The organism is Paracidovorax anthurii, assembly GCF_003269065.1.
Lineage (GTDB): Bacteria > Pseudomonadota > Gammaproteobacteria > Burkholderiales > Burkholderiaceae_C > Paracidovorax > Paracidovorax anthurii.
Genome location: NZ_QLTA01000057.1, coordinates 1 through 24,964, shown reverse-complemented (window position 1 = coordinate 24,964; position 24,964 = coordinate 1). Strand labels below are relative to the sequence as shown.

Genomic DNA, 24,964 nt, shown 5'->3' with positions numbered 1-24,964 from the left:
ATCGGCACCGCGCCAGCTGATTCGTGCAAAAAAGTCACTGGTTCTGAGCTTTGTGCGTTGTTTATGCGGATAAACAATTCAAATAAAGTGGCTTCATGGTTGCCGCCCTGCCATGGCCCCTGCGGGCTGGCGGCGCCCTTCGCCCTTCTTTCCATTCAACCACCGAACCTGCCGCACACCATGACCGACCGCACCACCGTCCACGGCCTGCAAGTGGCCTCCTCCCTGCACCGATTCATCGAAGAGCGCGTGCTGCCCGGCACGGGCATCGATGCCGCTGCGTTCTGGAAAGGCTTCGATGCCATCGTGGCCGAGCTGGCCCCGAAGAACATCGCCCTGCTGGCCGAGCGCGACCGCCTGCAGGCGGGGCTGGACGCCTGGCACCAGGCGCACCCCGGCCCCATCGCCGACATGGCGGGCTACCGCGCGTTCCTGGAGCAGATCGGCTACCTCGTGCCGCAGCCCGGCGCGGTGCGGGCCACCACCGCCAATGTGGACGACGAACTCGCCCTGCAGGCCGGCCCGCAGCTCGTGGTGCCGATCCTGAACGCGCGCTATGCGCTCAACGCCGCCAACGCGCGCTGGGGCTCGCTCTATGACGCGCTCTACGGCACCGACGCGATCCCCGAGGACGGCGGCGCCGAGAAGGGCCAGGGCTACAACCCCGTGCGCGGCGCCCGGGTGATCGCGTTCGCGCGCAACGTGCTGGACACCAGCGCCCCGCTCGCGGCCGGCTCGCATCAGGATGCGGCGGCCTACCGCATCGAAGGCGGCCGGCTTGCCGTCCTGCTGGCGGACGGCTCCGCCACGAGCCTGAAGGACCCCGCGCAGTTCGCGGGCTACCAGGGCGATGCCGCCGCGCCGTCGTCGGTGCTGCTGCGCCACCACGGCCTGCACCTGGACATCCGCATCGACCGCGGCACCGCCATCGGCAAGACCGATCCGGCCGGCGTGAGCGACGTGGTGCTGGAGGCCGCGCTCTCCACCATCCTCGACCTGGAGGATTCGGTGGCCGCCGTCGATGCCGAGGACAAGGTGGCCGGCTATGCCAACTGGCTCGGCATCCTGCAGGGCACGCTCACCGAGACCTTCCAGAAGGGCGGCAAGGCGCTCACGCGCGGGCTGAACGCCGACCGCGTGTACACCGCGCCGCAAGGACAGGGCGAAGTGCGCCTGCACGGCCGCTCGCTCATGTTCCTGCGCAACGTGGGCCACCTGATGACCAACCCGGCCGTGCTCTGGACCGACGCGCAGGGCACGCGGCGCGAGATCCCCGAGGGCATCCTGGACGCCGTGGTCACCACCGCCATCGCGCTGCACGACCTGCAGGGCCGGGGCAAGGACGGTATCCGCAACTCGCGCAAGGGCAGCGTCTACATCGTCAAGCCCAAGATGCACGGCCCCGCGGAAGTGGCCTTCGCCAGCGAACTCTTCGGCCGCGTGGAGCGGCTGCTGGGCCTGGCGGAGAACACCGTGAAGCTCGGCATCATGGACGAGGAGCGCCGCACCAGCGTGAACCTGAAGGCCTGCATCGCCGCCGCCAGCGCGCGCGTGGCCTTCATCAACACCGGCTTCCTCGACCGCACGGGCGACGAGATGCACACCGCCATGCGCGCCGGCCCGATGGTGCGCAAGGGCGACATGAAGGCCAGCGCCTGGATCCAGGCCTACGAGAAGAACAACGTGCTGGTGGGGCTGGCCTGCGGGCTGCGCGGCCGCGCGCAGATCGGCAAGGGCATGTGGGCCATGCCCGACCTGATGAAGGCCATGCTGGAGCAGAAGATCGCCCACCCGAAGGCCGGCGCCAACACCGCCTGGGTGCCCAGCCCCACGGCCGCGACGCTGCACGCGCTGCACTACCACCAGGTCAGCGTGGCGGACGTGCAGAAGGAACTCGAAAAGACCGATGCGGCCGCCCAGCGCGACACGCTGCTCGCGGGCCTGCTCACCGTGCCCGTGGCCGCCAACCCGCAGTGGACCGATGCCGAGAAGCAGCAGGAGCTGGACAACAACGCCCAGGGCATCCTGGGCTACGTGGTGCGCTGGGTGGACCAGGGCGTGGGCTGCTCCAAGGTGCCCGACATCCACGACGTGGGCCTGATGGAAGACCGCGCCACGCTGCGCATCAGCAGCCAGCACATCGCCAACTGGCTGCTGCACGGCGTGGTGACGGAAGCCCAGGTGAAGGAGACCTTCGAGCGCATGGCCGCCGTGGTGGATCAGCAGAACGCGGGCGACCCGCTCTACCAGCCGATGGCCGGCCGCTTCGCCGCATCCCCCGCCTACCAGGCCGCGTGCGATCTCGTCTTCAAGGGCGTGGAGCAGCCCAGCGGCTACACCGAGCCGCTGCTGCATGCGTGGCGGCTGAAGGTGAAATCCGGGGCTTGATCCGGCCTCACCACCCAACAGATCGAAGCGGCCCCGCGAGGGCCGCTTTTTTCTGGGGGGAACGAAGGCATAGATACCCCAAAAAATGCCGCGGAGCGGAAGGTCGAATCGCAAGCCCTTGCAAACCGGAGTGCTTTGGTCAAGTCTTGCCGAACCCGGCCGTAAACGAGGGACAACCCCCACAAGGTCCTCCCATGAATTCCCCCCTACAGAATCTATCGATCGGCAGCCGCCTGGCCATGGCCTTCGCGGCGCTCATCCTGCTCACCGTGGCCATCCTGGCCGTGGGCATCTGGCGCCTGCAGTCCGTCGCCGCGCAGACCGACGCCATGATGGCGCGCCCGCTGAGCAAGGAGCGCCTCGTCTCCGACTGGTACCGCACCATCCACACCAGCGTGCGCCGCACCACGGCCGTGGCCAAGAGCGCCGACCCGTCGCTCGCCACCTTCTTCGCGGAAGAGAACGCGCAGGCCTCGCGCATGTCGAGCGAGCAGCAAAAGCAGCTGGAAGCACTGCTCGAATCGCCCGAGGAAAAAGCCCTCTTCGCCACGCTCTCGCAGGCCCGCCAGCAGTACATCGCCGCGCGCGACGCGGTGAGCAAGGCCAAGGCCGACGGCCGCGCCGAGGATGCCGAGCGCATCTTCAACGCCGACTTCCGCCCCGCCGGCACGCGCTACCTCGACAGCCTGCAGGCCCTGCTGGACCAGCAGCGCGCGAGCATCAACGCCACCAGCGAGGCGATCCACGCCGGCTACGAGCGCGGGCGCACGCAGATGACCGTGCTGGGCGCGCTGGCCGTGCTCACGGCCGCCGGGCTGGCCCTGGTCATCACGCGCGGCATCACGCGGCCCCTGGCGCGCGCCGTGGCGGTGGCCGAGACGGTGGCGGCGGGCGACCTCACGCACCGCGTGGGCCCCACCCCGGGCGACGAGACCGGCAAGCTGCTGCGCGCGCTGGACGCCATGGGCGAGCAGCTGCGCAGCACGGTGGGCCAGGTGCGCCAGGGCGCCGAGGGCATCGCCTCGGCCTCCAGCCAGATCGCGAGCGGCAACCTCGACCTCTCCAGCCGCACCGAGCAGCAGGCGAGCGCGCTGCAGCAGACCGCCGCCTCGATGGAGCAGATGACCTCCACCGTGCGCCAGAACGCCGACAACGCCCGCCAGGCCCACCAGCTCGCGCAGGCGGCCTCGGGCATGGCGCTGCGCGGCGGCGAGGTGGTGGGCAACGTCGTGACCACCATGGGCGGCATCCATGCCTCCTCGCGCAAGATCGTGGACATCATCGGCGTCATCGACTCCATCGCCTTCCAGACCAACATCCTCGCCCTCAACGCGGCGGTGGAGGCCGCACGCGCCGGCGAGCAGGGCCGGGGCTTCGCCGTCGTCGCGAGCGAGGTGCGCACCCTCGCGCAGCGCAGCGCGGCGGCGGCCAAGGAGATCAAGGGCCTGATCGACGATTCGGTGCAGCGCGTGGACTCGGGCAACCGCCTCGTGGAAGAAGCCGGCGCGGTGATCCGCGACGTGGTCGATGGCGTGCGCCGCGTGACCGACATCGTGGGCGAGATCAGCGCCGCCAGCCAGGAGCAGACGACGGGGCTGGAGCAGGTCAACCAGGCCGTCTCGCAGATGGACCTGGTCACGCAGCAGAACGCCGCCCTGGTCGAGGAGGCCGCCGCGGCCACCGGCTCGCTGGAGGCCCAGGCCGCGCAGCTGGTGCGCGCCGTCGCCGTGTTCCGCGTGCAGGCCGCCCAGGCCCTGCAAGGCGCGCCCACCGGCCAGCGCGCCCTGCCGGCATGAACCCCGCATGCTATTGAATAAATAGCAAATTATTGAGCAAATCCGGCGACATGGAGGCATTCTTGTCTGGAATATGCCGACGAGGATGTCCCCGGGCACCTAAACTGGGCGACCTTGCCGCCCGCCCCGCACCCGCCCATGGACCTGGATGACGCCCCCGCCGACACGCAGCGCTGCCCGGTGTGCGGCCGCGCCAACCGCTGCGCCATGGCGGCGGGCGAACCCGCGCGCGACTGCTGGTGCATGGCGGCCGACGTGCCGCCCGCCGCCCTCGCGCGCGTGCCCGAGGCCCTGCGGGACCTCGCCTGCCTGTGCCCGGCCTGCGCGGCCGGAGTCGCGGGAGCGGCGCCGGATGCCGCGGGCGACACGGCCGGCGGCGCCGCGCCGATATGATGGCCGCTTCCCTTTCCCGATCCCTGAAGGACCCCGATCCATGCCCACGTACCACATCGAAATGATGGAAGGCCGCACCGTCGAGCAGAAGAAGAAGCTCGTGGAGGAAATCACCCGCGTCTCCGTCGAGATCCTCGGCGGCTCGCCCGAATCCGTGGACATCCTCATCACCGACGTGAAGCGCGAGAACTGGGCCACCGGCGGCAAGCTCTGGTCCGAGAGGCAGTGAGCATCCCCCTGAGCGGCTACGCCGCTTCCCCCTTCTCTCGATTCGCTGCGCGCATCGGGAAGGGGGACGACGCCAGCGCGGCGGGGCGGCCCTTGCGCGGCGTCTGCTGGCGGGGGCCACGCCTACCGCGCAGCGTGCTGCGCCAGCCAGCCCCATTCCGAGGCATGACATGACTGGCTCTGCCGCGCTGCTGCGCGAGCGCTACGGCGAGCGCTACCGGTGGCTGCTGCTGCTCTCGGTGATGATCGGCACCATGGCCTCGGTCATGTCGTCCACGATCGTGAACGTGGCCATCCCCGACATGAGCCACCACTTCACGCTCGGCCAGGAGCGCGCGCAGTGGGTCACCTCCGGCTTCATGGTCGCCACCACGGTGGCCATGCTCACCACCCCCTGGCTGCTCGCGCGCTACGGCTACCGCGCCACCTACGTGGGCGCCATGGTGCTGCTGCTGGCCGGCGGCATCGGCGGGGGCGTGGCCAGCCACTACGGCCTGGTGCTGGCCGCGCGCGTCGTCGAGGGCCTCGCGGCCGGCGTGGTGCAGCCCATTCCGGCCGTCATCATCCTGCACGCCTTCCAGCCGCACGAGCAGGGCCGCGCCAGCGGCATCTTCGGCATGGGCGTGGTGCTCGCGCCCGCCATCGGCCCCAGCGTCGGCGGCCTGCTGGTGGACTGGTTCGGCTGGCGCTCCATCTTCTTCATGGTGGTGCCGTTCTGCGCCGCCTCCATCGCCCTGGCCTACAAATACGTGCCCGTGAGCAGCCCCGGCGGCGTGGCCGCCGACCGCGCCGGCGCCTCGCTGGACTGGGTGGGGCTGGGGCTGGGCGCGGCCGGCACGCTGTGCCTGCTCAACGGGCTGGTGTCGCTGCGCGGCGGCCCGGCGCTGCAATCGGCCCTGCTGCTGCTCGCCGCCTTCGCCGCGCTGGCCGGCTTCATCGCCTGGCAGCGCCGGCTGCAGGCGCGCGGCGCGCGGCCGCTCATGGACCTGCGCCTCTTCGAGGTGCGCCAGTTCGCCATGGGCAGCGTGGTGGCCTTCATCTACGGCACGGCCCTCTTCGGCTCCACCTACCTGCTGCCGGTGTTCATGCAGCTGGGCCTGCAGCTTTCGGCCTCGCACGTCGGCACGCTCATGCTGCCCGCGGGCATCGCGCTGGCGCTCACCATCCCCGTCGTAGGGCGCCTGGCCGACCACCGGCCCACGCACCTGCTGGTGGGCACGGGCCTCGCGCTGCTCGCGCTCTCGTTCGGCCTCATGGCCCTGGTGGGGCTGCGCACGGCGCTGTGGGTGCTGGTGGCCGTCGCGGTGCTCGGGCGCATCGGCCTGGGCTTCATCCTGCCCTCGCTCAACCTGGGCGCGATGCGGCCGCTGGACAAGTCGCTCATCGCGCAGGGCTCCAGCGCCATCAGCTTCGTGCGCATGCTCGGCGGCGCGGCGGGCGTGAGCCTGTGCGGCATCGTGCTGGAGTGGCGCATCGCGGCGCACGGCGACTCGCTGCAGAATGCCGCCAGCAGCGCGGCGCGCATCGCGGCCTTCGGCGAAACCTTCCTGCTGCTCACGGGGCTGTGCCTGCTGGCCCTGGTGGCCGCATGGCAGTTGCGCGCGCCGCGCCGCCCCTGAGCCGCGCACGGACGGCTGCAGAAAAACAAGACAGCCGGCATCCTCCCACTCCATTGCCCCACGCCCCCTATGTGCCAGTTGCTCGGAATGAACACCAACACGCCCACCGACGTGACCTTCAGCTTCACGGGCTTCGCGCAGCGCGGCGGCCGCACCGGGGACCATTCCGACGGCTGGGGCATCGCCTTCTTCGAGGACCGGGGCCTGCGCCATTTCGTGGACCACGAGCGCGCGGTCGATTCGCCCGTGGCCGAGCTGATCCGCCGCTACCCCATCCGCAGCCGCAACGTCATCGCCCACATCCGCAAGGCCACGCAGGGCAGCGTCGCGCTGCAGAACTGCCACCCCTTCGTGCGCGAACTCTGGGGCCGCTACTGGGTGTTCGCGCACAACGGCGACCTCAAGGACTTCCGCCCGCGCCTGCACGCGCACTTCCATCCCGTGGGCACCACCGACAGCGAGCACGCCTTCTGCTGGATCATGCAGGAGCTGTCCAAGTCCCACGCGGACGTGCCCAGCGTGGCCGAGCTCACCCTCACCCTGCGCGAGCTCGCCGCCCGCATCGCGCCCCACGGCACCTTCAATTTCCTGCTCTCCAACGGGCAGGCGCTCTGGGCGCATGCGTCCACGCACCTGTACTACATCGAGCGCCGCCACCCGTTCGCGCAGGCGCGCCTGTGCGACGAGGACCTGAGCATCGATTTCTCCGCCCACACCACGCCCCACGACAAGGTGGCCGTGGTGGTGACGGCCCCGCTCACCAGCGACGAGACCTGGACGCCGTTCCGCAGCGGCGATCTCAAGGTGTTCGTGGACGGAAGCTGCATCCCCGCCTGAGCGGGCGTGCGGGCCGCGCAACCCGGCGCGCTCCCCCACCCATGGCCGGGGCCAATAATGCGCCCTGCCAAAGCGGCCAACGCAGTCCCATCCGGTCTTGCCGCAGGCCCTTTCGCCTCCGCCCATCCGGCGGACAAGACATCGCCACACCTTCGGCGGCCCTCTCCCGCAGCGCAGAGGGCCGCCCTGAACACCGACTGAAAGCACAGGCCTGACTTATGAGCTCCTTCCGCACCACCTTCCGCGCCTTCGCCGGCCACGTCCTGGGCCTGGTCCTCGCGGCCGTCGCCGCCACCGGCCCGGCACACGCCGAAGAGGCCCAACGCATCCCCGCCATCAAGCTCTACAACACGCCGGACCAGAAAGTCGCCTTCGTGCGGGGAACCATCCCGGCGCTCAGCAAGATCCCCAGCCGGGAGTTCTGGCTGAGCAACTCGGTGGAAGCCTGGCAGCAGGGCGTTCACCCCGCGCCGCGCCGGCAGTACGTCGTCACCATGAAGGGCGAGCTGGAATTCAAGGTCAGCGACGGCTCCACCTTCCGGCTCGCGCCGGGCACCGTGCTGCTGGCCGAGGACACCGAAGGCGCGGGCCACAGCTGGAAGATGATCTCGGCGGACAACGAGTGGGTGCGCATGTACATCCCCATGGTGTCCGGCGACGGCGGGTTCGAACCCACGCGCTGAACCGGCGCGGCGCGGGCCGCGCAGCTCCCTGCGCCGGCTCAGCCGAGCGGCTTCCAGAGCGGTGGCTCGGGCTCCGGGAAGCAAGGCGCCTGCGCGCCCGGCCGGAGCATGGCCTCGCGCTGCCGGCGCCGCTTGAGTTCGCGCGGCTTCACGGCCACGCGGCCGAGGGCGGGATCGGGGCCGTGGCGATGGGACTTGGACATGGAGCGCCTCTTCCTTTCATCCAGAGAAGACCACTCCATTGGCGCACCCGCGCGCGCCCCGGGCTGTCGGACGGGGGCGCGCCCGCGGAGCGGGCATGTCGTACACGCGCATCCCGCGCGTGCCGCCCCCTCAGCGCGGCGGGAGGGGCAGCGGCAAGGGCAGCGGCGGTGGTGGCGGCGGAGGGGGTGGCGGAACGACGCACGCGGTCAGGCAGAAGGCCGCGCCGCACAGCAGGAGAACGCAAAGGTTTCGTCGCATCATCGGGGGGCCTAGCTCCAGGGTGGAAGGCGGAAGAAAAAGGACCTGGCCGGGTCAGCCCGACCAGCCGCCGCCCAGCACCTTGTAGAGGGTCACGCCATTGGTCAGGCGCGAGAGCCGGGTGGTGATGAGCGTCTGGCGGGCGCCGTACCAGGAGCGCTGCGCGTCGAGCACGTCCAGATAGCTGTCCACCCCGCGGGAAAAGCGCGCATCGGACAGCCTCAGCGCCTCGCCCCTGGCCTCGACGAGCGAGCGCTGGGCCTCCAGCTGCTGCTCCAGCGTGCCGCGCAGGACCAGCGCGTCGGAGACCTCGCGAAAGGCCGTCTGGATCGCCTTCTCGTACTGCGCCAGCGCGATGTCGCGCGATGCGATGGCGCTGTCCAGCGCGGCCTGGTTGCTGCCCGCGTCGAAGATCGGCAGGCTGATCTGCGGCATGAAGCTCCAGGTGCCGGAGCCGCCCTGGAACAGCCCCGACAGGTCGGCGCTGCCGCTGCCGGCCGAGGCCGTCAGGCTGATGCGCGGATAGAAGGCCGCGCGGGCCGCGCCGATGTTGGCGTTGGCGGCCTGGAGCTGGTGCTCGGACTCCAGCAGGTCGGGCCGGCGCAGCAGGAGGTCGGAGGGCACGCCGGCCGGCAGCTCGGGCAAGGCGTTCAGCCCATCGCCCAGCGCCTGCGGCGCCAGCGCGTCCGGCACCGGCACGCCCAGCAGCAGGGCCAGCGCGTGGCGGTCCTGCGCGACCTGGCCGGTGTAGCGCGCCACGTCGACGCGGGCGCTCTCCACGCTGGTCTGCAACTGGCGCAGCGTGAGCGCCGAGGCGCTGCCGAGTTCGACGCGGCGCTGCGTGAGCGCATACGAATCGCCCTGGCTGCGCAGGGTCTCGCGGGCCAGGGCGAGGCGCTCCAGGTCGGCGGCCCAGGTCAGGTAGGCCGAGGCCACCTCGGCCACGAGGCTGATCTGCGTGCTGCGCCGGGCCTGCCCGGTGGCGAGGAACTTCTCCAGCGACTGGGCGCTGAGGTTGCGCACGCGGCCGAACAGGTCCAGCTCGTAGGCGCTGATGCCCAGGCCGGCGCTGTACTGGTGGGTGGTGAGGGCCGCGCCGGTGCCGGAGAGGCTGGCCGGCGTGCGTCCCGCGGAGCCGCTGCCCGTGGCGTTCACGGCAGGCAGGGTCTGCGCGTCCTGGATGCGGTACTGGGCCCGGGCCTGCTCGATGTTGAGCACCGCCACGCGCAGGTCCCGGTTGTGGTCCAGCGCCAGCGCGATCAGCGCGCGCAGCCGGTCATCGGCGAAGAACTGCCGCCAGTCGATGTCGGCGGCGGCCGCACCGGCCGGCGCCGCGCCACCCGCATCGGGATAGGCGGCCGGCACCGGCGGGGCGGGCCGCTCGTAGCGGGGCGCCAGGTTCGCGCAGCCCGCCAGCCACAGCGCGGCGCACAGGACGGCGGGCGCGAAAGGGGTTCGGATGCGGGGCATGTCAGTGGCCCTCCTTCAGCATGGGGGCGATGCCGGGTCCGGCGGCCCGGCCGCGCCGGGACGACAGCCTCTGCACGGCGACGAAGAACAGCGGCACGAAGAAGATCGCCAGCACGGTGCCCGACACCATGCCACCGACCACCGCGGTGCCCAGCGCGTTCTGCGCGCCGGCGCCCGCGCCCTGGCTGACCATCAGCGGCAGCACGCCGAGCACGAAGGCCAGCGAGGTCATCACGATGGGCCGCAGCCGCATGCGCGCCGCCGCGACCGCGGCCTCCACCACGCCCATGCCCCGGGCGTGCAGGTCCTTGGCGAACTCCACGATCAGGATGGCGTTCTTGGAGGCCAGCCCCACCGTGGTCAGCAGCCCCACCTGGAAGTACACGTCGTTCATCTTCCAGGTCAGCACCGCGCCGACCAGCGCGCCCAGCACGCCGAGCGGCACGGCCATGATCACCGAGAACGGGATGGACCAGCTTTCGTAGAGCGCCGCGAGGCACAGGAACACGACCAGGATGGAGATGGCATAGAGCAGCGCGGCATGGCCGCCCGCCTCGCGCTCCTGGCGCGACACGCCCGTCCACTCGAAGCCGATCCCCGCCGGCAGCGCGGCGGCATGGCGCTCCACCAGGTCCATGGCCTGGCCGCTGGACAGCATGCCCGGGATCGGCATGCCCAGGATCTCCACCGAGGGCACGCCGTTGTACCGCTCCAGGCGCGGGGAACCCGACGCCCAGCCGGCCGTGGCGAAGGCGCTGAAGGGCACCATCGCGCCGCTGCCGTTGCGCACGTACCAGTGGTCGATGTCGCCGGGCAGCATGCGGTAGGCGGCGTCGGCCTGGAGAAACACCTTCTTCACGCGCCCCTTGTCGATGAAGTCGTTGACGTAGAAGCTGCCCCAGGCCGTGGAGAAGGTGTTGTTGACGTCGGCCATCGACAGCCCGAGCGCGCCGACCTTGTGCTCGTCGATGTCGAGCCGCAGCTCGGGCGCGTCCTCCATGCCGTTGGCGCGCACGGCCACGAGGCCGGGCTCCTTGCGCAGCGCGTCCAGCAGCTGGTTGCGTGCCTGCATCAGCGCGTCGTGGCCGAGGTTGGCGCGGTCCTGCAGCATCAGGTCGAAGCCGCTCGCGTTGCCCAGCTCCGAGACGGCGGGGGGCGCGAAGGCGAACACGCTCGCGTCGCGGATCTGCGAGAGCTTCGCCATGGCCCGGTAGCCCACGGCCGAGGCCTTCAGCTCGGGCCGCGCGCGCTCGCCCCAGGGCTTGAGCTTGACGAACGCGAAGCCCGCGCTCTGACCGCCGCCCGCGAAGCTGAAGCCGGCCACCGAGAAGATCGAATCGACGGCCTCCTTCTGCTCCTCCATGAAATGGTGCTCGACCTGCTCGATCACCTTCAGCGTGCGGTCCTGCGTCGCGCCCGGCGGCAGCTGCACCAGCGCGAACAGCGTGCCCTGGTCCTCGTCGGGCAGGAAGCCGGCGGGGATCTTCGTGAAAGCGAAGCCCACGGCCGCCACCAGCACCGCGTAGCCGGCCAGGTAGCGCCAGCCCCGGCCGAGCATGTGCCGCACGATGCCCTGGTAGCGGTGGTTGCCGCGGTCGAAGGCCCGGTTGAACGCCCCGAAGAAGCCGGTGGTCGCCAGCGCATGGCCGCGCTCCACGGGCTTGAGCAGCGTCGCGCACAGGGCCGGCGTGAGCACCATCGCCACCAGCACCGACAGCGTCATCGCGGAGACGATGGTCACCGTGAACTGGCGGTAGATCACGCCGGTCGATCCGCCGAAGAAGGCCATCGGCACGAACACCGCCGCCAGCACCAGCGCCACGCCCAGCAGCGCCCCGGTGATCTGCCCCATGGACTTGCGCGTGGCCTCTTTCGGGGAAAGCCCCTCCTCGCTCATCACGCGCTCGACGTTCTCCACCACGACGATGGCGTCGTCCACCAGCAGGCCGATCGCCAGCACCATCGCCAGCATGGTCAGCGTGTTGAGCGAGTAGCCGAACGCCGCCAGCACGCCGAACGTGCCCAGCAGCACCACCGGCACGGCGATCGTCGGGATCAGCGTCGCGCGGAAGTTCTGCAGGAACAGGTACATCACGAGGAAAACCAGCACCACGGCCTCGACCAGCGTCTTCACCACCTCCTGGATGGAGATGCGCACGAACGGCGTGGTGTCGTAGGGCTTGATGACCTTGACCCCTTCGGGGAAGAACTTGCCGAGCTCCGCCAGCTTGGCATCGATGCCCCGGACGGTGTCCAGCGCGTTCGCGCCGGTGGCCAGCTTGATGGCGAGGCCGGCGGCCGGCTTGCCGTTGAAGCGGGCCACGGTGGCATAGCTCTCGCGGCCCAGCTCGATGCGGGCGACGTCCTTCAGGCGCACGGCCGATCCGTCCGCCTGCGTGCGCAGCAGGATCTCCTCGAACTCGGCGGCCGTCTTCAGCCGGGTCTGCGCCGTGATGGTCGCGTTGAGCTGCTGGCCCTTGACCGACGGCAGCCCGCCGAGCTGGCCCGCCGAGACCTGCGCGTTCTGCGCCTGGATCGCGGTCCTCACGTCCAGGGGCGTCAGCTTGAAGCTGTTGAGACGGTCCGGGTCCAGCCAGATGCGCATCGCGTACTGCGACCCGAACAGCGTGGTGTCGCCCACGCCCTCCACGCGGCTGATGGGGTCCTGCACGTTGGCCGCCACGTAGTCCGAGAGATCGGCGTCCTGGAGCCGGCCATCCTCGGACACGAACGCCAGCACATTGAGGAAGTTGTTGGCCGACTTGGCGACCTGCACCCCCTGCTGCTGCACTTCCTGCGGCAGCAGCGGCGTGGCCAGGGCCAGCTTGTTCTGCACCTGCACCTGCGCCGTGTCCGGGTCGGTGCCGGTCTCGAAGGTCAGCGTGATCGTCACGCTGCCCGATGACTCGCTCGTCGAGGCGATGTAGGCCAGGCGGTCCAGGCCTTTCATCTTCTGCTCGATGACCTGGGTCACCGTGTCTTCGAGCGTCTTGGAAGAAGCGCCGGGATAGGTCGCCGAGATGGCGATGGCCGGCGGTGCGATCGCCGGGTATTGCGCGATGGGCAGCGTGAGCACGGCCATCACGCCCGCCAGCATGGTGATGATGGCCAGCACCCAGGCGAAGATGGGCCGGTCGATGAAGAAGCGCGCCATGGAAGGTCTCCGTCCCGTGCTCAGGTGCGGGCCGCCGGCTTCGCGGGGGCGCCGCCGGGCGGGCCGATCTCGACCACCTGCCCGGGCCGGGCCTTCTGCTGGCCTCGACGACCACGCGGTCGCCGGCCCTGAGCCCGCTGGAGACCAGCCACTGGTCGCCGATGGCGCGCCCGGTCACCAGCGAGCGCTGCTCCAGCCGGCCCTCGCCGTTGACCACGTAGGCGATCGGCTTGCCCGCGCCGTCGCGGCCCACCGCGGGCTGGGGCACCAGCAGCGCCTTGTCGAGCACGCCCTCCTCGACGACGGCGCGCGCATACATGCCCGGCAGCAGCTCGTGGCGCGGATTCGGGAACTCGGCGCGCAGCGTCACCGCGCCCGTGCCCTGGTCCACCGTGACGTCGGAGAACTGCAGCCGGCCCGGGAGCGCGTAGCGGCTGCCGTCCTCCAGGACGAGGCGCACCGTCGCCGTGCCGCTCTTCATGACCCCCGTGGACAGGGAGCGCTGCAGGGCCAGCAGCGTGGCGCTGGACTGCGTCACATCGACGTAGACCGGATCGAGCTGCTGCACCGTGGCCATGGCGCTCGCCTGGTTCGCGGTGACGAGCGCGCCGGGCGTCACGGCGGAGCGGCCGATGCGCCCGCTGATCGGCGCCGTGATGCGGGTGTAGTCGAGGTTGATGCGCTGGGTTTGCAGCGTGGCCCGGGCCGCATCGACCTCGGCCTCGGTCTGCAGGAGCGCGGCGGCGGCGTCGTCCGCGTCCTGCTGGCTCACGGCCTGGATGGCCGACAGCTCCTGGAAGCGCCCGGCCTTGAGCTTCACCGAAACCAGGCTGGCCTCGGCCTTGGCGAGCGCGGCGCGCGCGTTGTCCACGCTGGCGCGGTAGGTGGCGGGATCGATCAGGTAGAGCAACTCGCCCGCCTTGACGTCGCTGCCCTCCTTGAATCGGCGCTGCTGCACCAGGCCGGTGATCTGCGGGCGCACCTCGGCGATCAGGGCCGGGGCCACGCGGCCGGGCAGCTCGGTGGTCAGCGCCACCGGCCGCTCCTCCAGGGTGACCACGCTGACCCTGGGCGGCCCCTCGGGGCCCGCCATGGGAGGGCGCGGCGGCTCGCCGCAGCCGGAAACCGATGAAGCCAGGACGACCGCGCCCAGGGCGGCGGGCACGGCATGGAAGGAACGGACGCGCATGAAGGGGTACTCCTGAGCCAGGGACATCTCATCCACCGGCCACCGCCGATGGATTGCATAAGTACCGAACGGTACGGTATTGAAGATTATCGAATTGACGTGCGCGCGCCGTCAAGCAAAAATAAACCCGTCATTACGCTTATGGAGTTGCCGTGAAAGTTCGCACGCAGGCGCGGCGCGAGGCCATCCTCGAAGTGGCCTCGGAGGTCTTCCTGGAGTTCGGCTACGAGCGCGCCTCGATCGCCGAGATCATCAAACGCATCGGGGGCTCGAAGTCCACCATCTACGGCTACTTCCCGTCCAAGGAAGCGCTCTTCCTGGCCGTGGCCCATGCCGCGGGCGAACGGCACATGGAGTCCGCCCTGGCCGAGGTCGCCGCCTACGACGGCAGCAACCTGCGCCCCACGCTCACCCATTTCAGCGAGAAGCTGCTGGAATTCCTGTGCAGCGAGGAGGCCGTGGCGGCCCACCGCATGGTGCTCGGCGAGGCCGGCAATTCCGACATCGGCCGCCTGTTCTACGAGGCCGGCCCGCAGCGCGGGCTGACCCTGATCGCCGACCTGGCCAGGCAGGCCATGGCGCGCGGCCAGCTGCGCCGCGAAGACCCGGCGATCGTGGCCCGGTACTTCGGCGCCCTGGTCAACGCGGAATACCAGCACCGTTGGTTCTTCCGCGACCTGCCGCCCGTGACCAGGGCGCAGATCCGGCGCTCGGCGGAGCGCGCGGTCACGGCGTTCCTGAGGGCCTTCGCCCTCGGCGAGCATGCGCAGGAGGCGGCCCCGCCCCCCGCGCCGCCGAAGCGGGATTCAGCGAAAGCAGCCCCGCCGCCCGCGAAATGACGGGCGCGCCCCCTGCCGCGCGCGCGAACGGGCCCGCGCCTGCACAGCAGGGCATGCGCCAGATCCAGGAAGGGAGGGGGGGGAGAAAAACAGTCCGAAAAACTGGTGCGGCTGGCGGGGATCGAACCCACGACCCTTGGCTTCGGAGGCCAATACTCTATCCACTGAGCTACAGCCGCGTGTTGGGCCCTTGCGGCCCAGCGGCGGATTATGGCACGGCGTCGTGGCGCGGCTGGCAAATCTGCCAGGGAATGCCATCGGCGAGCGGCTCGAAGGTGGCGGGCACCTCGAAGCCCAGCCCCCGCAGATAGGCATCCACGGCGGCGCGCCCGGTCTCGGCCAGCCCGAAGGTGGCATCGCCCAGCATCCAGACCTGCATCAGCCCGTCGAACAGGGCCTGCAGCCCGAAGGCCGCCACCTCCGGCGCGCACGAAAGCTTCAGTTTCTGCTCGCCGGCCGCCAGGGCCAGTTCGTTGGCGAACTGCTGGCGGAACTCCAGGCTCGCCTCGACATGGCGGTCCCGCACGGCGGAAAGCTCGCCCACGTATTCCACGCGGAACATGGCGATCTCGAACACGCGGCGCATGGACTCGTCCTTCTCCAGGCTGCGCAGCACGAAGTCGATCACGGCCCGCAGGTGCTGCAGCGGCGGCATGCGCACGTTGCCGGCGCGCTCGCCGTTGGCGCACTCCAGCGGCAGCGTGACGCGCTCCATCATGGCGTTGAACAGGTCCACCTTGTCCTTGAAATGCCAATAGATCGCGCCGCGCGTGGCCCCGGCGGCCTGCGCGATGTCGTTGAGGGACGCGTGCGATACACCCTTCTGGTAAAAAACTCGCTCTGCCGCATCCAACAGGCTGTTGCGCGTGGCAACCGCATCTTCCTTGGTACGTCGGGCCATCGTGGGTGTCTCCTTGATCTGCGGGGGCCAGGGGGCAGGGGCGGCACAGGGCGGCATGCCCCTGCCATAGGGCCGGTCTCGCAATTATACATTCATGTTTGTATGTATAATGCCGGCGAAATTCAAGGGCCGCCGCATGGTTTTGACACCCATCAAAACCATGCGGCAGCCTTTTCAACCTGCGCCGATCCGGAAGGACTTCCATGTACCGCTTGAGTGTTGACCTCGATGCCCCCGCCGCCCCGTTGCGCCGCGCGCCGCGCGCCGGGTTTTTCTGTCTGGCCCTGATCACGGCCGCCGTGCTCACGGCATGCGGCAAGTCCGGGCAACCCGAACAGCATGGCGGCGGAGCCCCCCCGCCCCCGCAGGTGGGGGTGGTGACGGTGGCGCCCGGCGACGTGGGCCTGGTCACGGAGCTGCCGGGCCGCCTGGAAGCCTCGCGCGTCGCCGAAGTGCGCGCACGGGCGGCCGGCATTCTCCAGAAGCGCCTGTTCACCGAAGGCAGCGACGTGAAGGCCGGCCAGCGGCTGTTCGCGATCGACGATGCGCCCTACCGCGCCTCCCTGGAGAGCGCGCAGGCCAGCGTCGCGCAGGCCGAGGCCACCCTGGCGCAGTCCCGCGCGCTGGCCGAGCGCTACAAGCCGCTGGTCGCCGTCAACGCCGTGAGCCGCCAGGAATACGACAACGCCGTGGCCTCGCAGAAGACGGCCGAGGCCAACCTCGCGGCGGCCCGGGCCTCGGTGACCACCGCCCGCATCAACCTGGGCTATGCCTCGGTCACGGCCCCGATCTCCGGGCGCATCGGCCGCGCGCTGGTCACCGAAGGCGCACTCGTGGGCCAGGGCGAGGCGACCCAGCTCGCGGTGGTGCAGCAGATCGATCCGCTCTACGTGAACTTCACCCAGTCCGCCTCCGATGCGCTCAAGCTCAAGGCGGGCCTGGCCAGCGGCAAGTACAAGCAGGCCACCAAGGGCACCGCATCGGTGAACGTGGTGCTGGAGGACGGCAGCGTGTACCCGCAGGCGGGCAAGCTGCTCTTCACCGACCTGACGGTGGACTCCACCAGCGGCCAGGTCACGCTGCGCGCCGAAGTGCCCAACCCGGAACGCCAGCTGCTGCCCGGCCTCTACGTGCGCGTGCGCCTGGAGCAGGCCCAGGTGGGCAACGGCGTGCTGCTGCCCCAGCAGGCCGTGACGCGCTCGGCGCGCGGCGACACGGTGATGGTCGTGGGCCCGGACAACCACCTCGCCCCCCGCCCCATCAAGCTCGGCCCCGCCCAGGGCACCAGCTGGGTGGTGCTCGATGGCCTGAAGGCCGGCGACAAGGTGATGGTGGACGGCTTCCAGAAGCTGCCGCGCGGCAAGCCCGGCGATCCGATCGTGGTGCAGCCCGTGCCATGGCAGGCCGCGGGTGGCGCGGCCCCCGGCGCAGGTGGTGCACCGGCGCCCGCCGGCGGCGCATCGGCCGCCCAGGCCCCCGCCTCGGCCCCGTCCGCCCCCGCGAAGCAGTAAGGAGCGCGGCACATGGCCAAGTTCTTCATCGAGCGGCCCATCTTTGCATGGGTCATCACGATCTTCATCATGGTGATGGGAGCGATCTCCATCGCCAAGCTGCCCATCGCGCAGTACCCCGCCGTGGCGCCGCCGACCATCCAGGTCTCGGTGGCCTACCCCGGCGCGAACGCCCAGACGCTGGAAGACAGCGTGCTCGCCGTCATCGAACGCGAGATGAACGGCGCGAGCGGCCTCGCCTACGTCGAGACCACCAGCCAGGCCAACGGCACCGGCTCGATCACGCTGAGCTTCGAGCCCGGCACCAACGCCGACCTGGCGCAGGTGGACGTGCAGAACCGCCTCTCGCGCGCCACGCCGCGCCTGCCGAGCGCGGTGACGCAGCAGGGCGTGCGCGTGGAGCAGTCGCGCTCCAACTTCCTGATGTTCGCCATGCTCACGACGGAAAACCCCGACGTGAGCATCGAGGCGCTCAACGACTACGCGGCGCGCAACATCGTGCCCGAGCTGCAGCGGGTGGCGGGCGTGGGCACGCTCACGCAGTTCGGCGCCGAGCGCGCCATGCGCGTCTGGGTCGATCCGGCCAAGCTCAAGGGCTTCAATCTGTCGCTCGATCAGGTGAACGCCGCGATCCGGGCGCAGAACGTGCAGGTGTCGGCTGGCAACCTGGGCGATCTGCCCGCCGAGACGGGCCAGCCCGTGGCGGCCACCATCGTCGTGCAGGGCCAGCTCACCTCGACCGAGCAGTTCGGCAACATCGTGCTGCGCGCCAACACCAACGGCTCCACCGTGCGCCTGCGCGACGTGGCCCGCATCGAGCTGGGCTCGCAGAGCTACAGCACCAGCGCCCGCCTGAACGGCAAGACCGCCGTGGGCCTGGGCGTGCAGCCCACGCCGTCGGCCAACGCGCTGGCGACCGCCAAGGCCGTGAAGGCCAAGCTGGAAGAGCTCAAGAAGTTCTTCCCGCAGGGCGTGACCTACGTCGTGCCGTATGACACCTCCATCTTCGTGTCGGTCTCGATCGAGAAGGTGGTGCACACGCTGCTCGAAGCCGTGGTGCTGGTGTTCATCGTGATGTACCTGTTCCTGCAGAACTTCCGCTACACCATCATCCCGACCATCGTGGTGCCGGTGGCGCTGCTGGGCACGTTCGGCGCGCTGCTGGCCATGGGCTTCTCGATCAACGTGCTCACCATGTTCGGCATGGTGCTGGTGATCGGCATCGTGGTGGACGACGCCATCGTGGTGGTGGAGAACGTCGAGCGCATCATGGCCGAGGAAGGGCTGCCGCCGCTGCAGGCCACGCGCAAGGCCATGGGCCAGATCTCGGGCGCCGTGATCGGCGTGACCGTGGTGCTGATCTCGGTGTTCGTGCCGCTGGCGTTCTTCGCGGGCTCCACCGGCAACATCTACCGCCAGTTCGCGGCGACGATGGCCACCTCGATCGCGTTCTCCGCGTTCCTGGCGCTCTCGCTCACGCCCGCGCTCTGCGCCACCCTGCTCAAGCCCATCGACCCGGAGCACCACGCGGAGAAGAAAGGCTTCTTCGGCTGGTTCAACCGCTCGTTCAAGAGCACCACCCACGGCTACGAGGGCTGGCTCGGCAAGATGCTGCGCCGCAGCGGCCGCATGATGATCATCTACGCGGCCCTCGTGGGCGCGGTGGCGGTGGTGTACATGCGCCTGCCGACCTCGTTCCTGCCCAACGAGGACCAGGGCTACATCATCACCAACGTGCAGCTGCCCCCGGGCGCGGCGCAGTCGCGCACCAGCGACGTGCTGCACCAGGTCGAGGAGTTCATGCTCAAGCAGCCCGAGGTGGCGAACATCGTCACGGTGTCCGGCTTCTCGTTCTCGGGCCAGGGGCAGAACGCCGGCCTCGCCTTCGTGGTGCTCAAGGACTGGAGCGAGCGCTCGGGCGAGGAGCACTCGGCCGCCGCCATCGCCGGCCGCGCGTTCGGCGCGCTGGCGGGCATCCGCGATGCGTTCATCTTCGCGCTGAGCCCGCCACCCATTCCCGAACTGGGGACCGGCACCGGCTTCAACTTCCGGCTGCAGGACCGCGCCGGCCAGGGCCATGACGCGCTGATCGGCGCGCGCAACCAGCTCCTGGGCATGGCCTCGCAGAGCAAGGTGCTCGCGGGCGTGCGCCCCGACGGCATGGAAGACGCGCCGCAGATGCAGATCGACATCGACCGCGACAAGGCGAACGCGCTGGGCGTGGGCTTCGACAGCATCAGCAGCGCGCTGTCCACGGCGCTCGGATCGAGCTACATCAACGACTTCCCGAACCAGGGCCGCCTGCAGCGGGTGGTGGTGCAGGCCGATGCCGCGGCGCGCATGCGTCCGGAGTCGGTGCTGGACCTGCCCGTCGTCAACGCCCAGGGCCAGACGGTGCCGCTGTCCGCGTTCGCGTCCACGCGCTGGATCACGGGTGCCATGCAGACCGTGCGCTACAACGGCTATCCCTCGATGAAGATCGCGGGCGACGCGGGCCCGGGCTTCACCACGGGTGACGCGATGAACGAGATGGAGCGCCTCGCGAGCCAGCTGCCCCCGGGCTTCGGCTTCGAGTGGACGGGCCAGTCGCGCGAGGAAAAGCTCGCCGGCTCTCAGGCCATGATCCTCTACGCGTTCTCGCTGCTGGCGGTGTTCCTCTGCCTGGCCGCGCTGTACGAGAGCTGGTCGATCCCGTTCTCGGTGATGCTGGTGGTGCCGCTGGGCGTGCTCGGCGTGCTGCTGGCCACGCTGCTGCGCGGCATGTCCAACGACGTGTACTTCCAGATCGGGCTGGTGACCATCATCGGGCTGTCGGCCAAGAACGCCATCCTGATCGTGGAGTTCGCCAAGGACCTGCAGGCCGAGGGCAAGAGCGTGCTGGAGGCCGCGCTGGAAGCCGCCCACCTGCGCTTCCGCCCGATCATCATGACCTCGCTGGCCTTCACGCTGGGCGTGGTGCCGCTGTTCATCGCCTCGGGCGCCAGCTCGGCGAGCCAGCGCGCCATCGGCACCGGCGTGATCGGCGGCATGATCACCGGCACCGTGCTCGCGGTGGTGTTCGTGCCCGTGTTCTTCGTGCTGGTGCGCACCTTCTTCAAGGGCAGCAAGCGCCAGCAGGACCACGAAGCCAAGCAGGCCCAGCTCCACCGCCATGCCTCGGACGCGGAATAAGCCTCCACACGATCCGCAGGAGAAGAACACCATGCAATCGACCCAACGCGTGCGCCCCGGCGCGCGCCCCCTCCTCACCGCCGTGGCGGCGGCCGCGCTGCTGGCGGGCTGCAGCTTCATCCCCACCTACGAGCGCCCCGCGGCGCCGGTGCCTGCGGCCTACCCGGCCGCGGCGGCGGCCGCTCCCGCGGGCGCCAGGGCGGCCACGGACATCGACTGGCGCGAATACTTCGCCGATCCGCGCCTGCAGCGCCTCATCGCGCTGGCACTGGAGAACAACCGCGACCTGCGCGTGGCCGTGCTCAACATCGAGCAGGCCCGCGCGCAGTTCCAGATCCAGCGCTCGAACCAGTTCCCCACGGTGAACGCGGCCGCCAACGCCACGCGCCAGCCGAGCACCACCACGGGCACCTACGCCAACAACTACCAGGTGGGGCTGGCGGTCTCCGCCTGGGAGATCGACTTCTTCGGCCGCATCGCGGCGCTGAAGGAGCAGGCCCTGGCGCAGTACTTCGCCACGGAAGAGGCCCGCCGCGCCACGCAGATCAGCCTGGTCGCCTCGGTGGCGACGGGCTGGCTCAACCTGCTGGCCGACGAGGAGCTGCTCGACCTCTCGCGCCGCACGCTGCAGACGCGCGAGGAATCCGTCAAGCTCACGCGGCTGCGGCTGGAGAACGGCGTCAGCTCGGAGCTGGACAACAGCCAGGCCGAAGGACTGGCCCAGGCCGCGCGCGCCACCTACGCGCAGCAGCAGCGCCAGCGCATGCAGGACGAGAACGCCCTCGCCCTGCTGCTGGGCCAGCCCCTGCCCCAGGACATCCGCGAGGGCCTCAGCCCGAGCGTGCGCCTGGCCGATACGCCCGTCATGCCGGCCCTGCCGGCGGGGCTGCCCTCGGACCTGCTCGCGCGCCGCCCGGACATCCGCCAGGCCGAGCAGCAGCTGGTGGCCGCCAACGCCAACATCGGCGCGGCGCGCTCCGCGTTCTTCCCGCGCATCTCGCTCACGGCGAGCGCGGGCACGGTGAGCAACGAACTCTCGGGCCTGTTCAAGAGCGGCTCCTGGGCCTTCTCGCTCGCACCGCAGGTGGCGCTGCCGATCTTCGACGCGGGCCGCAACCAGGCCACGCTGGAATCGGCGCGCGCCGGCCGCGACATCGCCGTGGCCCAGTACGAGCGATCGATCCAGACGGCCTTCCGCGAAGTGTCCGACGCCCTGGCCGGGCAGGCCACGCTGGGCGACCAGCTCGCCGCCCAGCGCGCGCAGGCCGCGGCGGACGCCCGGCGCTTCGAGCTCTCCGACCTGCGCTACCGCAATGGCGTGGCGAGCTACCTCGACCTGCTGGACGCGCAGCGCTCGCTGTTCACCTCCGAGCAGCAGGTCGTGCAGACCCGCCTGCTGCAACTGCAGAACCAGATCACGCTCTACAGGGTGCTGGGCGGCGGCTGGACGCCCGCGCAGGAAGAGGCCGCGCCCGCCGGCGCTGCGCCGCGCTCCTGATCCGCTCCGGCAGATCCGCGAAGGCGCCCCCGTGGCGCCTTTTCCTTTTTTGCGCGCCGCCGATGGCCAACGGGCGTGCATGCAGTGCATGCGGCGCGACGGCTTGCAGGTTCGCGGCGCGCCGCTAACGTCGGCCCTCCATTCATGCACACGGAGGACGAGACCATGCCCGGCACCACGCACCCGCCGCACCACACCCCACCGACGCACGCCCCGCGGCGAAGGCGTCCATGGACCGACCACCTGCGCCAGGGCCTGCTCGGCCTGGCGCTGGCGATCACGGCGGGCGCCTCCGCAGCCGGGAGCGACACCCTCCTTACCCGCCCCACGGACGACGGCGTCTGGACGCGCCTGGCCAGCACGGATGCGCCCTCGGCGCGCTCGATGCCCGTGACCGCCGCGCTGCGCGGCTCCATCTACCTGTTCGGCGGGGTGCACGACGATTTCGGCACCGGGCGCAACGACTTCCTGAACGACCTGTACCGCTACGACGTATACGCCAACCGCTGGACGCGCCTGGCCCCCGCGGGCGACACGCCCTCGCCCCGGGCGTTCTCCGGCGGCGTGGCCGTGCCCCACCGGGGCTGGGTGGTGGTGTTCGGCGGCGCCCGCTACTCGGCCGATCTCTCGGAATTCACGCCCCTGGGCGACGTGTGGGCCTACGACACCCGGGCCGGCCAATGGCAGGCACTGGCAGGCGTCGCAACGGCGGCGGCCGGCCCCGCGCCCAGCCCGCGCGCCTGGCCCACGGTCTGGCGCGCCGCGGACCAGCTCTACGTGTTCGGCGGGGTCGAGGCAGGCTTTCGCACGCTCAACGACCTCTGGCGCTTCGACTTCGCCAGCCGCGCCTGGACGCAGCTCTCGGCCCACGGCGCGGCGGGCTCCCCGCCGCCGCGCTACTCGGGCGCCGTCACCGGCGAGCCGTACCGGGGGCAGGTGACCCTCTACGGCGGCGAGGCCACCACCGACCAGGGCGGCTTCACCTTCCTGCGGGACACCTGGACGCTCGACCTGCGCACGCTGGCCTGGCGCCAGATCCCGCTCGCGGCGGGCCAGGACATCGACCCGCCCCAGAACCACGGCGCCGATGCGCTCCTGGGCAGCGGACTGCTGCTGGCCGGGGGCGACCAGCCCGGCGGCACCACGGGCTGCGGCGCCGCATTCAACCAGAACCCGACCAACGCCCTGTGGCGCTTCGACCTGCGTGCGCCCGCGTGGCAGCGGCTCGCGCCGCAGGGAGACACCTTCCCGCGCCTCAAGCGCACCAGCGCCGCCACGGTGATGGGCGAGATGTACGTGTTCTCGGGCTTCGACTTCACCTGCGAGGGCGGCGCGGGCGGACAGGCCTGGAACACCGACGTGTACCGGTACACGCCCCCGTACCGTTACTGGGGGCAGTGACCGCGAACACGTCTTCTTGACCCAGCGCAAGGGTGGTGCGGCTGGCCGTTTTCCCTAACGGCCGGCCCAAAAGTCGCTTCCTATAATCGTCCGCTGGTTCCGCCAGCCCCACCCACAGAGGACCACCTCATGAGCGACACCCCCCACGAAGAAGCGCACACCGGCCCGATCAAGACCCCCCGCCAGCTGCTCTGGACGGTTTTCTTCTGCTTCGTGGTGCCCATCTTCGCCATCATCGGCCTGGTGCTCTACGTCACCTCGGGCGACAAGCCCGCGCAGGGCGCGGCCAATCCGGAGCGGGCCCTGGCCGAGCGCATCCAGAAGGTGGGCATGGTCGAGCTGCGCGATGCCAACCGCCCGCTGCGCGCCGGCGAGGAAGTCTTCAAGGGCCAGTGCGCGGCCTGCCACGCCACGGGTGCCGCCGGCGCGCCCAAGCTCGGCGATGCGGCGGCCTGGGGCCCGCGCATCCAGACCGGATTCGAGGCGCTGGTGCACTCGGCGCTGACCGGCAAGGGCGCCATGGCCGCGCAGGGCGGCGGCGACTTCAACGACACCGAGATCGCGCGCGGCGTGGCCTACATGGCCAACGCGGCGGGCGCGAAATTCACCGAACCCTCGGCACCCGCCGCCGCAGGCGCCTCCGCCCCCGCCGAGGCACAGGCGGCCACCCCGGCCCCCGCGGCCCCGGCCATGATCGCCGCCGCCACCGCACCCCAGGCCGCGCCCACGGCCGCCACCGCCGCGCCCGCCCCTGCCGCCGTGGCCGCCGGCGCCGGCGAAGCCCTCTACAAGCAGGCATGCCAGGTCTGCCACGCCGCCGGCGTGGCGGGCGCGCCCAAGTTCGGCGACAAGGCCTCCTGGGCCGAGCGCCTCAAGGACGGCATCGACGGCATGACCCGCATCGCCATCGCCGGCAAGGGCGCCATGCCCCCGCGCGGCGGCACCCAGGCCTCGGACGCGGAGATCCGCGCGGTCGTGGAATACATGGCCAACGCCGTGAAGTGAGCCCCCGGCGCCCACAGGCACAAGAAGAAAAAGCGTACCGGCAGCGGAGGCGGCGCCCCGCCTCCCCGCTCCAGCCGGCCCCCGTGGCCGGCTTTTTTCATGGCCGTGACCCGTCCTGCCAGGTGTTGACACCTTTTCGTGAAGGAAAGGGCAACAGTGATGGAATCGAGAGTTCGGCGCAGCCAGCGAGACTACACGCTGGCTTTTAAGTTGGGCGTTGTCGAGCAGGTGGAAAAAGGCGAGCTGACGTACAAGCAGGCACAAGAGCGCTACGGAATTCAGGGCCGCTCGACGGTGCTGGTGTGGCTGCGCAAGCACGGACGCCAGGGGTGGGGGCGTGGTGCATCATGTGCAGCTATGCCATTGGACAAGACCCCCAGCGTGTTGACGCCCGAGCAGCAGATCAAGGTGCTGCAGGT

The 24,964-nt window shown here is 70.6% G+C and carries 17 protein-coding genes, 1 tRNA gene and 2 pseudogenes; 14 read left to right on the top strand and 6 right to left on the bottom strand.

What is annotated here, in order from left to right:
- Positions 1 to 180 precede the first annotated feature (180 nt).
- The 7 genes from AX018_RS20780 to AX018_RS20750 all read left to right on the top strand — a co-directional run bounded on the left by AX018_RS20780 (position 181) and on the right by AX018_RS20750 (position 7,944).
- Complete coding sequence (locus tag AX018_RS20780; RefSeq protein ID WP_111881344.1) at positions 181 to 2,388, top strand: malate synthase G; 2,208 nt, start codon at positions 181 to 183, stop codon at positions 2,386 to 2,388.
- 194 nt (positions 2,389 to 2,582) lie between these two features.
- Complete coding sequence (locus AX018_RS20775) at positions 2,583 to 4,184, top strand: methyl-accepting chemotaxis protein (protein WP_111881341.1); 1,602 nt, start codon at positions 2,583 to 2,585, stop codon at positions 4,182 to 4,184.
- Between the two features lie 138 nt (positions 4,185 to 4,322).
- Entirely contained in the window at positions 4,323 to 4,577 is a 255-nt protein-coding gene (locus AX018_RS20770; RefSeq protein ID WP_111881339.1) for a cysteine-rich CWC family protein, read from the top strand.
- A gap of 40 nt (positions 4,578 to 4,617) precedes the next feature.
- Positions 4,618 to 4,806 (top strand): 4-oxalocrotonate tautomerase, encoded by a 189-nt coding sequence (locus tag AX018_RS20765; protein ID WP_011793588.1) that lies wholly within the window; start codon positions 4,618 to 4,620, stop codon positions 4,804 to 4,806.
- Positions 4,807 to 4,975: 169 nt separating this feature from the next.
- Positions 4,976 to 6,424: a DHA2 family efflux MFS transporter permease subunit gene (locus AX018_RS20760; RefSeq protein WP_111881336.1), complete on the top strand. Its 1,449-nt coding sequence runs from the start codon at positions 4,976 to 4,978 to the stop codon at positions 6,422 to 6,424.
- Between the two features lie 69 nt (positions 6,425 to 6,493).
- Positions 6,494 to 7,261: a class II glutamine amidotransferase gene (locus AX018_RS20755; RefSeq protein ID WP_111881333.1), complete on the top strand. Its 768-nt coding sequence runs from the start codon at positions 6,494 to 6,496 to the stop codon at positions 7,259 to 7,261.
- A 218-nt stretch (positions 7,262 to 7,479) separates the two neighbouring features.
- Positions 7,480 to 7,944 carry a cupin domain-containing protein gene (locus AX018_RS20750; RefSeq protein ID WP_111881331.1) on the top strand — a complete coding sequence of 155 codons (465 nt, stop codon included), beginning with the start codon at positions 7,480 to 7,482 and terminating at the stop codon, positions 7,942 to 7,944.
- Between the two features lie 38 nt (positions 7,945 to 7,982).
- Here AX018_RS20750 and AX018_RS25320 read toward each other — a convergent pair whose 3' ends face one another.
- The 4 genes and pseudogenes from AX018_RS25320 to AX018_RS20735 all read right to left on the bottom strand — a co-directional run.
- Positions 7,983 to 8,147 carry a hypothetical protein gene (locus AX018_RS25320; RefSeq protein ID WP_170146311.1) on the bottom strand — a complete coding sequence of 55 codons (165 nt, stop codon included), beginning with the start codon at positions 8,145 to 8,147 and terminating at the stop codon, positions 7,983 to 7,985.
- A gap of 313 nt (positions 8,148 to 8,460) precedes the next feature.
- On the bottom strand, positions 8,461 to 9,876 hold the full coding sequence (gene adeC, locus AX018_RS20745) for an AdeC/AdeK/OprM family multidrug efflux complex outer membrane factor (protein WP_111881328.1): 1,416 nt from the start codon (positions 9,874 to 9,876) through the stop codon (positions 8,461 to 8,463).
- Position 9,877: 1 nt separating this feature from the next.
- The gene (locus AX018_RS20740) at positions 9,878 to 13,030 is read right to left on the bottom strand and encodes an efflux RND transporter permease subunit (RefSeq protein WP_111881326.1); all 3,153 of its coding nucleotides are present in this window, start codon (positions 13,028 to 13,030) and stop codon (positions 9,878 to 9,880) included.
- A 160-nt stretch (positions 13,031 to 13,190) separates the two neighbouring features.
- Positions 13,191 to 14,123: pseudogene (locus tag AX018_RS20735) on the bottom strand (efflux RND transporter periplasmic adaptor subunit); the annotation flags it as partial.
- Between the two features lie 248 nt (positions 14,124 to 14,371).
- Here AX018_RS20735 and AX018_RS20730 point away from each other — a divergent pair.
- The gene (locus AX018_RS20730) at positions 14,372 to 15,058 is read left to right on the top strand and encodes a TetR/AcrR family transcriptional regulator (RefSeq protein WP_111881323.1); all 687 of its coding nucleotides are present in this window, start codon (positions 14,372 to 14,374) and stop codon (positions 15,056 to 15,058) included.
- A 103-nt stretch (positions 15,059 to 15,161) separates the two neighbouring features.
- On the opposite strand, the gene AX018_RS20725 is transcribed toward AX018_RS20730, so the two are convergent.
- A tRNA-Arg gene (locus AX018_RS20725) sits at positions 15,162 to 15,237 on the bottom strand.
- A gap of 29 nt (positions 15,238 to 15,266) precedes the next feature.
- Positions 15,267 to 15,959 carry a TetR family transcriptional regulator gene (locus tag AX018_RS20720; RefSeq protein ID WP_111881366.1) on the bottom strand — a complete coding sequence of 231 codons (693 nt, stop codon included), beginning with the start codon at positions 15,957 to 15,959 and terminating at the stop codon, positions 15,267 to 15,269.
- Positions 15,960 to 16,162: 203 nt separating this feature from the next.
- Between AX018_RS20720 and AX018_RS20715 the strand changes: the two genes are divergently transcribed.
- The 6 genes and pseudogenes from AX018_RS20715 to AX018_RS25790 form a co-directional block, all read left to right on the top strand.
- Positions 16,163 to 17,470, top strand: a complete 1,308-nt coding sequence (locus tag AX018_RS20715; protein WP_111881320.1) for an efflux RND transporter periplasmic adaptor subunit — start codon at positions 16,163 to 16,165, stop codon at positions 17,468 to 17,470.
- Positions 17,471 to 17,482: 12 nt separating this feature from the next.
- Entirely contained in the window at positions 17,483 to 20,641 is a 3,159-nt protein-coding gene (locus AX018_RS20710; protein WP_111881317.1) for an efflux RND transporter permease subunit, read from the top strand.
- A gap of 31 nt (positions 20,642 to 20,672) precedes the next feature.
- Positions 20,673 to 22,139 carry an efflux transporter outer membrane subunit gene (locus tag AX018_RS20705; RefSeq protein ID WP_111881314.1) on the top strand — a complete coding sequence of 489 codons (1,467 nt, stop codon included), beginning with the start codon at positions 20,673 to 20,675 and terminating at the stop codon, positions 22,137 to 22,139.
- Between the two features lie 165 nt (positions 22,140 to 22,304).
- Entirely contained in the window at positions 22,305 to 23,540 is a 1,236-nt protein-coding gene (locus AX018_RS20700) for a Kelch repeat-containing protein (RefSeq protein ID WP_111881365.1), read from the top strand.
- 129 nt (positions 23,541 to 23,669) lie between these two features.
- Positions 23,670 to 24,545 carry a c-type cytochrome gene (locus AX018_RS20695; protein ID WP_111881311.1) on the top strand — a complete coding sequence of 292 codons (876 nt, stop codon included), beginning with the start codon at positions 23,670 to 23,672 and terminating at the stop codon, positions 24,543 to 24,545.
- A 159-nt stretch (positions 24,546 to 24,704) separates the two neighbouring features.
- Positions 24,705 to 24,964, top strand: a pseudogene (locus AX018_RS25790) (IS3 family transposase); the annotation flags it as partial.

Bases quoted from the DNA above. Each gene is read 5' to 3' on its own strand.
- AX018_RS20780 (WP_111881344.1), top strand. From the start codon at position 181: ATGACCGACCGCACCACCGTCCACGGCCTGCAAGTGGCCTCCTCCCTG.
- AX018_RS20775 (WP_111881341.1), top strand. From the start codon at position 2,583: ATGAATTCCCCCCTACAGAATCTATCGATCGGCAGCCGCCTGGCCATG.
- AX018_RS20770 (WP_111881339.1), top strand. From the start codon at position 4,323: ATGGACCTGGATGACGCCCCCGCCGACACGCAGCGCTGCCCGGTGTGC.
- AX018_RS20765 (WP_011793588.1), top strand. From the start codon at position 4,618: ATGCCCACGTACCACATCGAAATGATGGAAGGCCGCACCGTCGAGCAG.
- AX018_RS20760 (WP_111881336.1), top strand. From the start codon at position 4,976: ATGACTGGCTCTGCCGCGCTGCTGCGCGAGCGCTACGGCGAGCGCTAC.
- AX018_RS20755 (WP_111881333.1), top strand. From the start codon at position 6,494: ATGTGCCAGTTGCTCGGAATGAACACCAACACGCCCACCGACGTGACC.
- AX018_RS20750 (WP_111881331.1), top strand. From the start codon at position 7,480: ATGAGCTCCTTCCGCACCACCTTCCGCGCCTTCGCCGGCCACGTCCTG.
- AX018_RS25320 (WP_170146311.1), bottom strand. From the start codon at position 8,147: ATGTCCAAGTCCCATCGCCACGGCCCCGATCCCGCCCTCGGCCGCGTG.
- adeC (WP_111881328.1), bottom strand. From the start codon at position 9,876: ATGCCCCGCATCCGAACCCCTTTCGCGCCCGCCGTCCTGTGCGCCGCG.
- AX018_RS20740 (WP_111881326.1), bottom strand. From the start codon at position 13,030: ATGGCGCGCTTCTTCATCGACCGGCCCATCTTCGCCTGGGTGCTGGCC.
- AX018_RS20720 (WP_111881366.1), bottom strand. From the start codon at position 15,959: ATGGCCCGACGTACCAAGGAAGATGCGGTTGCCACGCGCAACAGCCTG.
- AX018_RS20715 (WP_111881320.1), top strand. From the start codon at position 16,163: ATGTACCGCTTGAGTGTTGACCTCGATGCCCCCGCCGCCCCGTTGCGC.
- AX018_RS20710 (WP_111881317.1), top strand. From the start codon at position 17,483: ATGGCCAAGTTCTTCATCGAGCGGCCCATCTTTGCATGGGTCATCACG.
- AX018_RS20705 (WP_111881314.1), top strand. From the start codon at position 20,673: ATGCAATCGACCCAACGCGTGCGCCCCGGCGCGCGCCCCCTCCTCACC.
- AX018_RS20700 (WP_111881365.1), top strand. From the start codon at position 22,305: ATGCCCGGCACCACGCACCCGCCGCACCACACCCCACCGACGCACGCC.
- AX018_RS20695 (WP_111881311.1), top strand. From the start codon at position 23,670: ATGAGCGACACCCCCCACGAAGAAGCGCACACCGGCCCGATCAAGACC.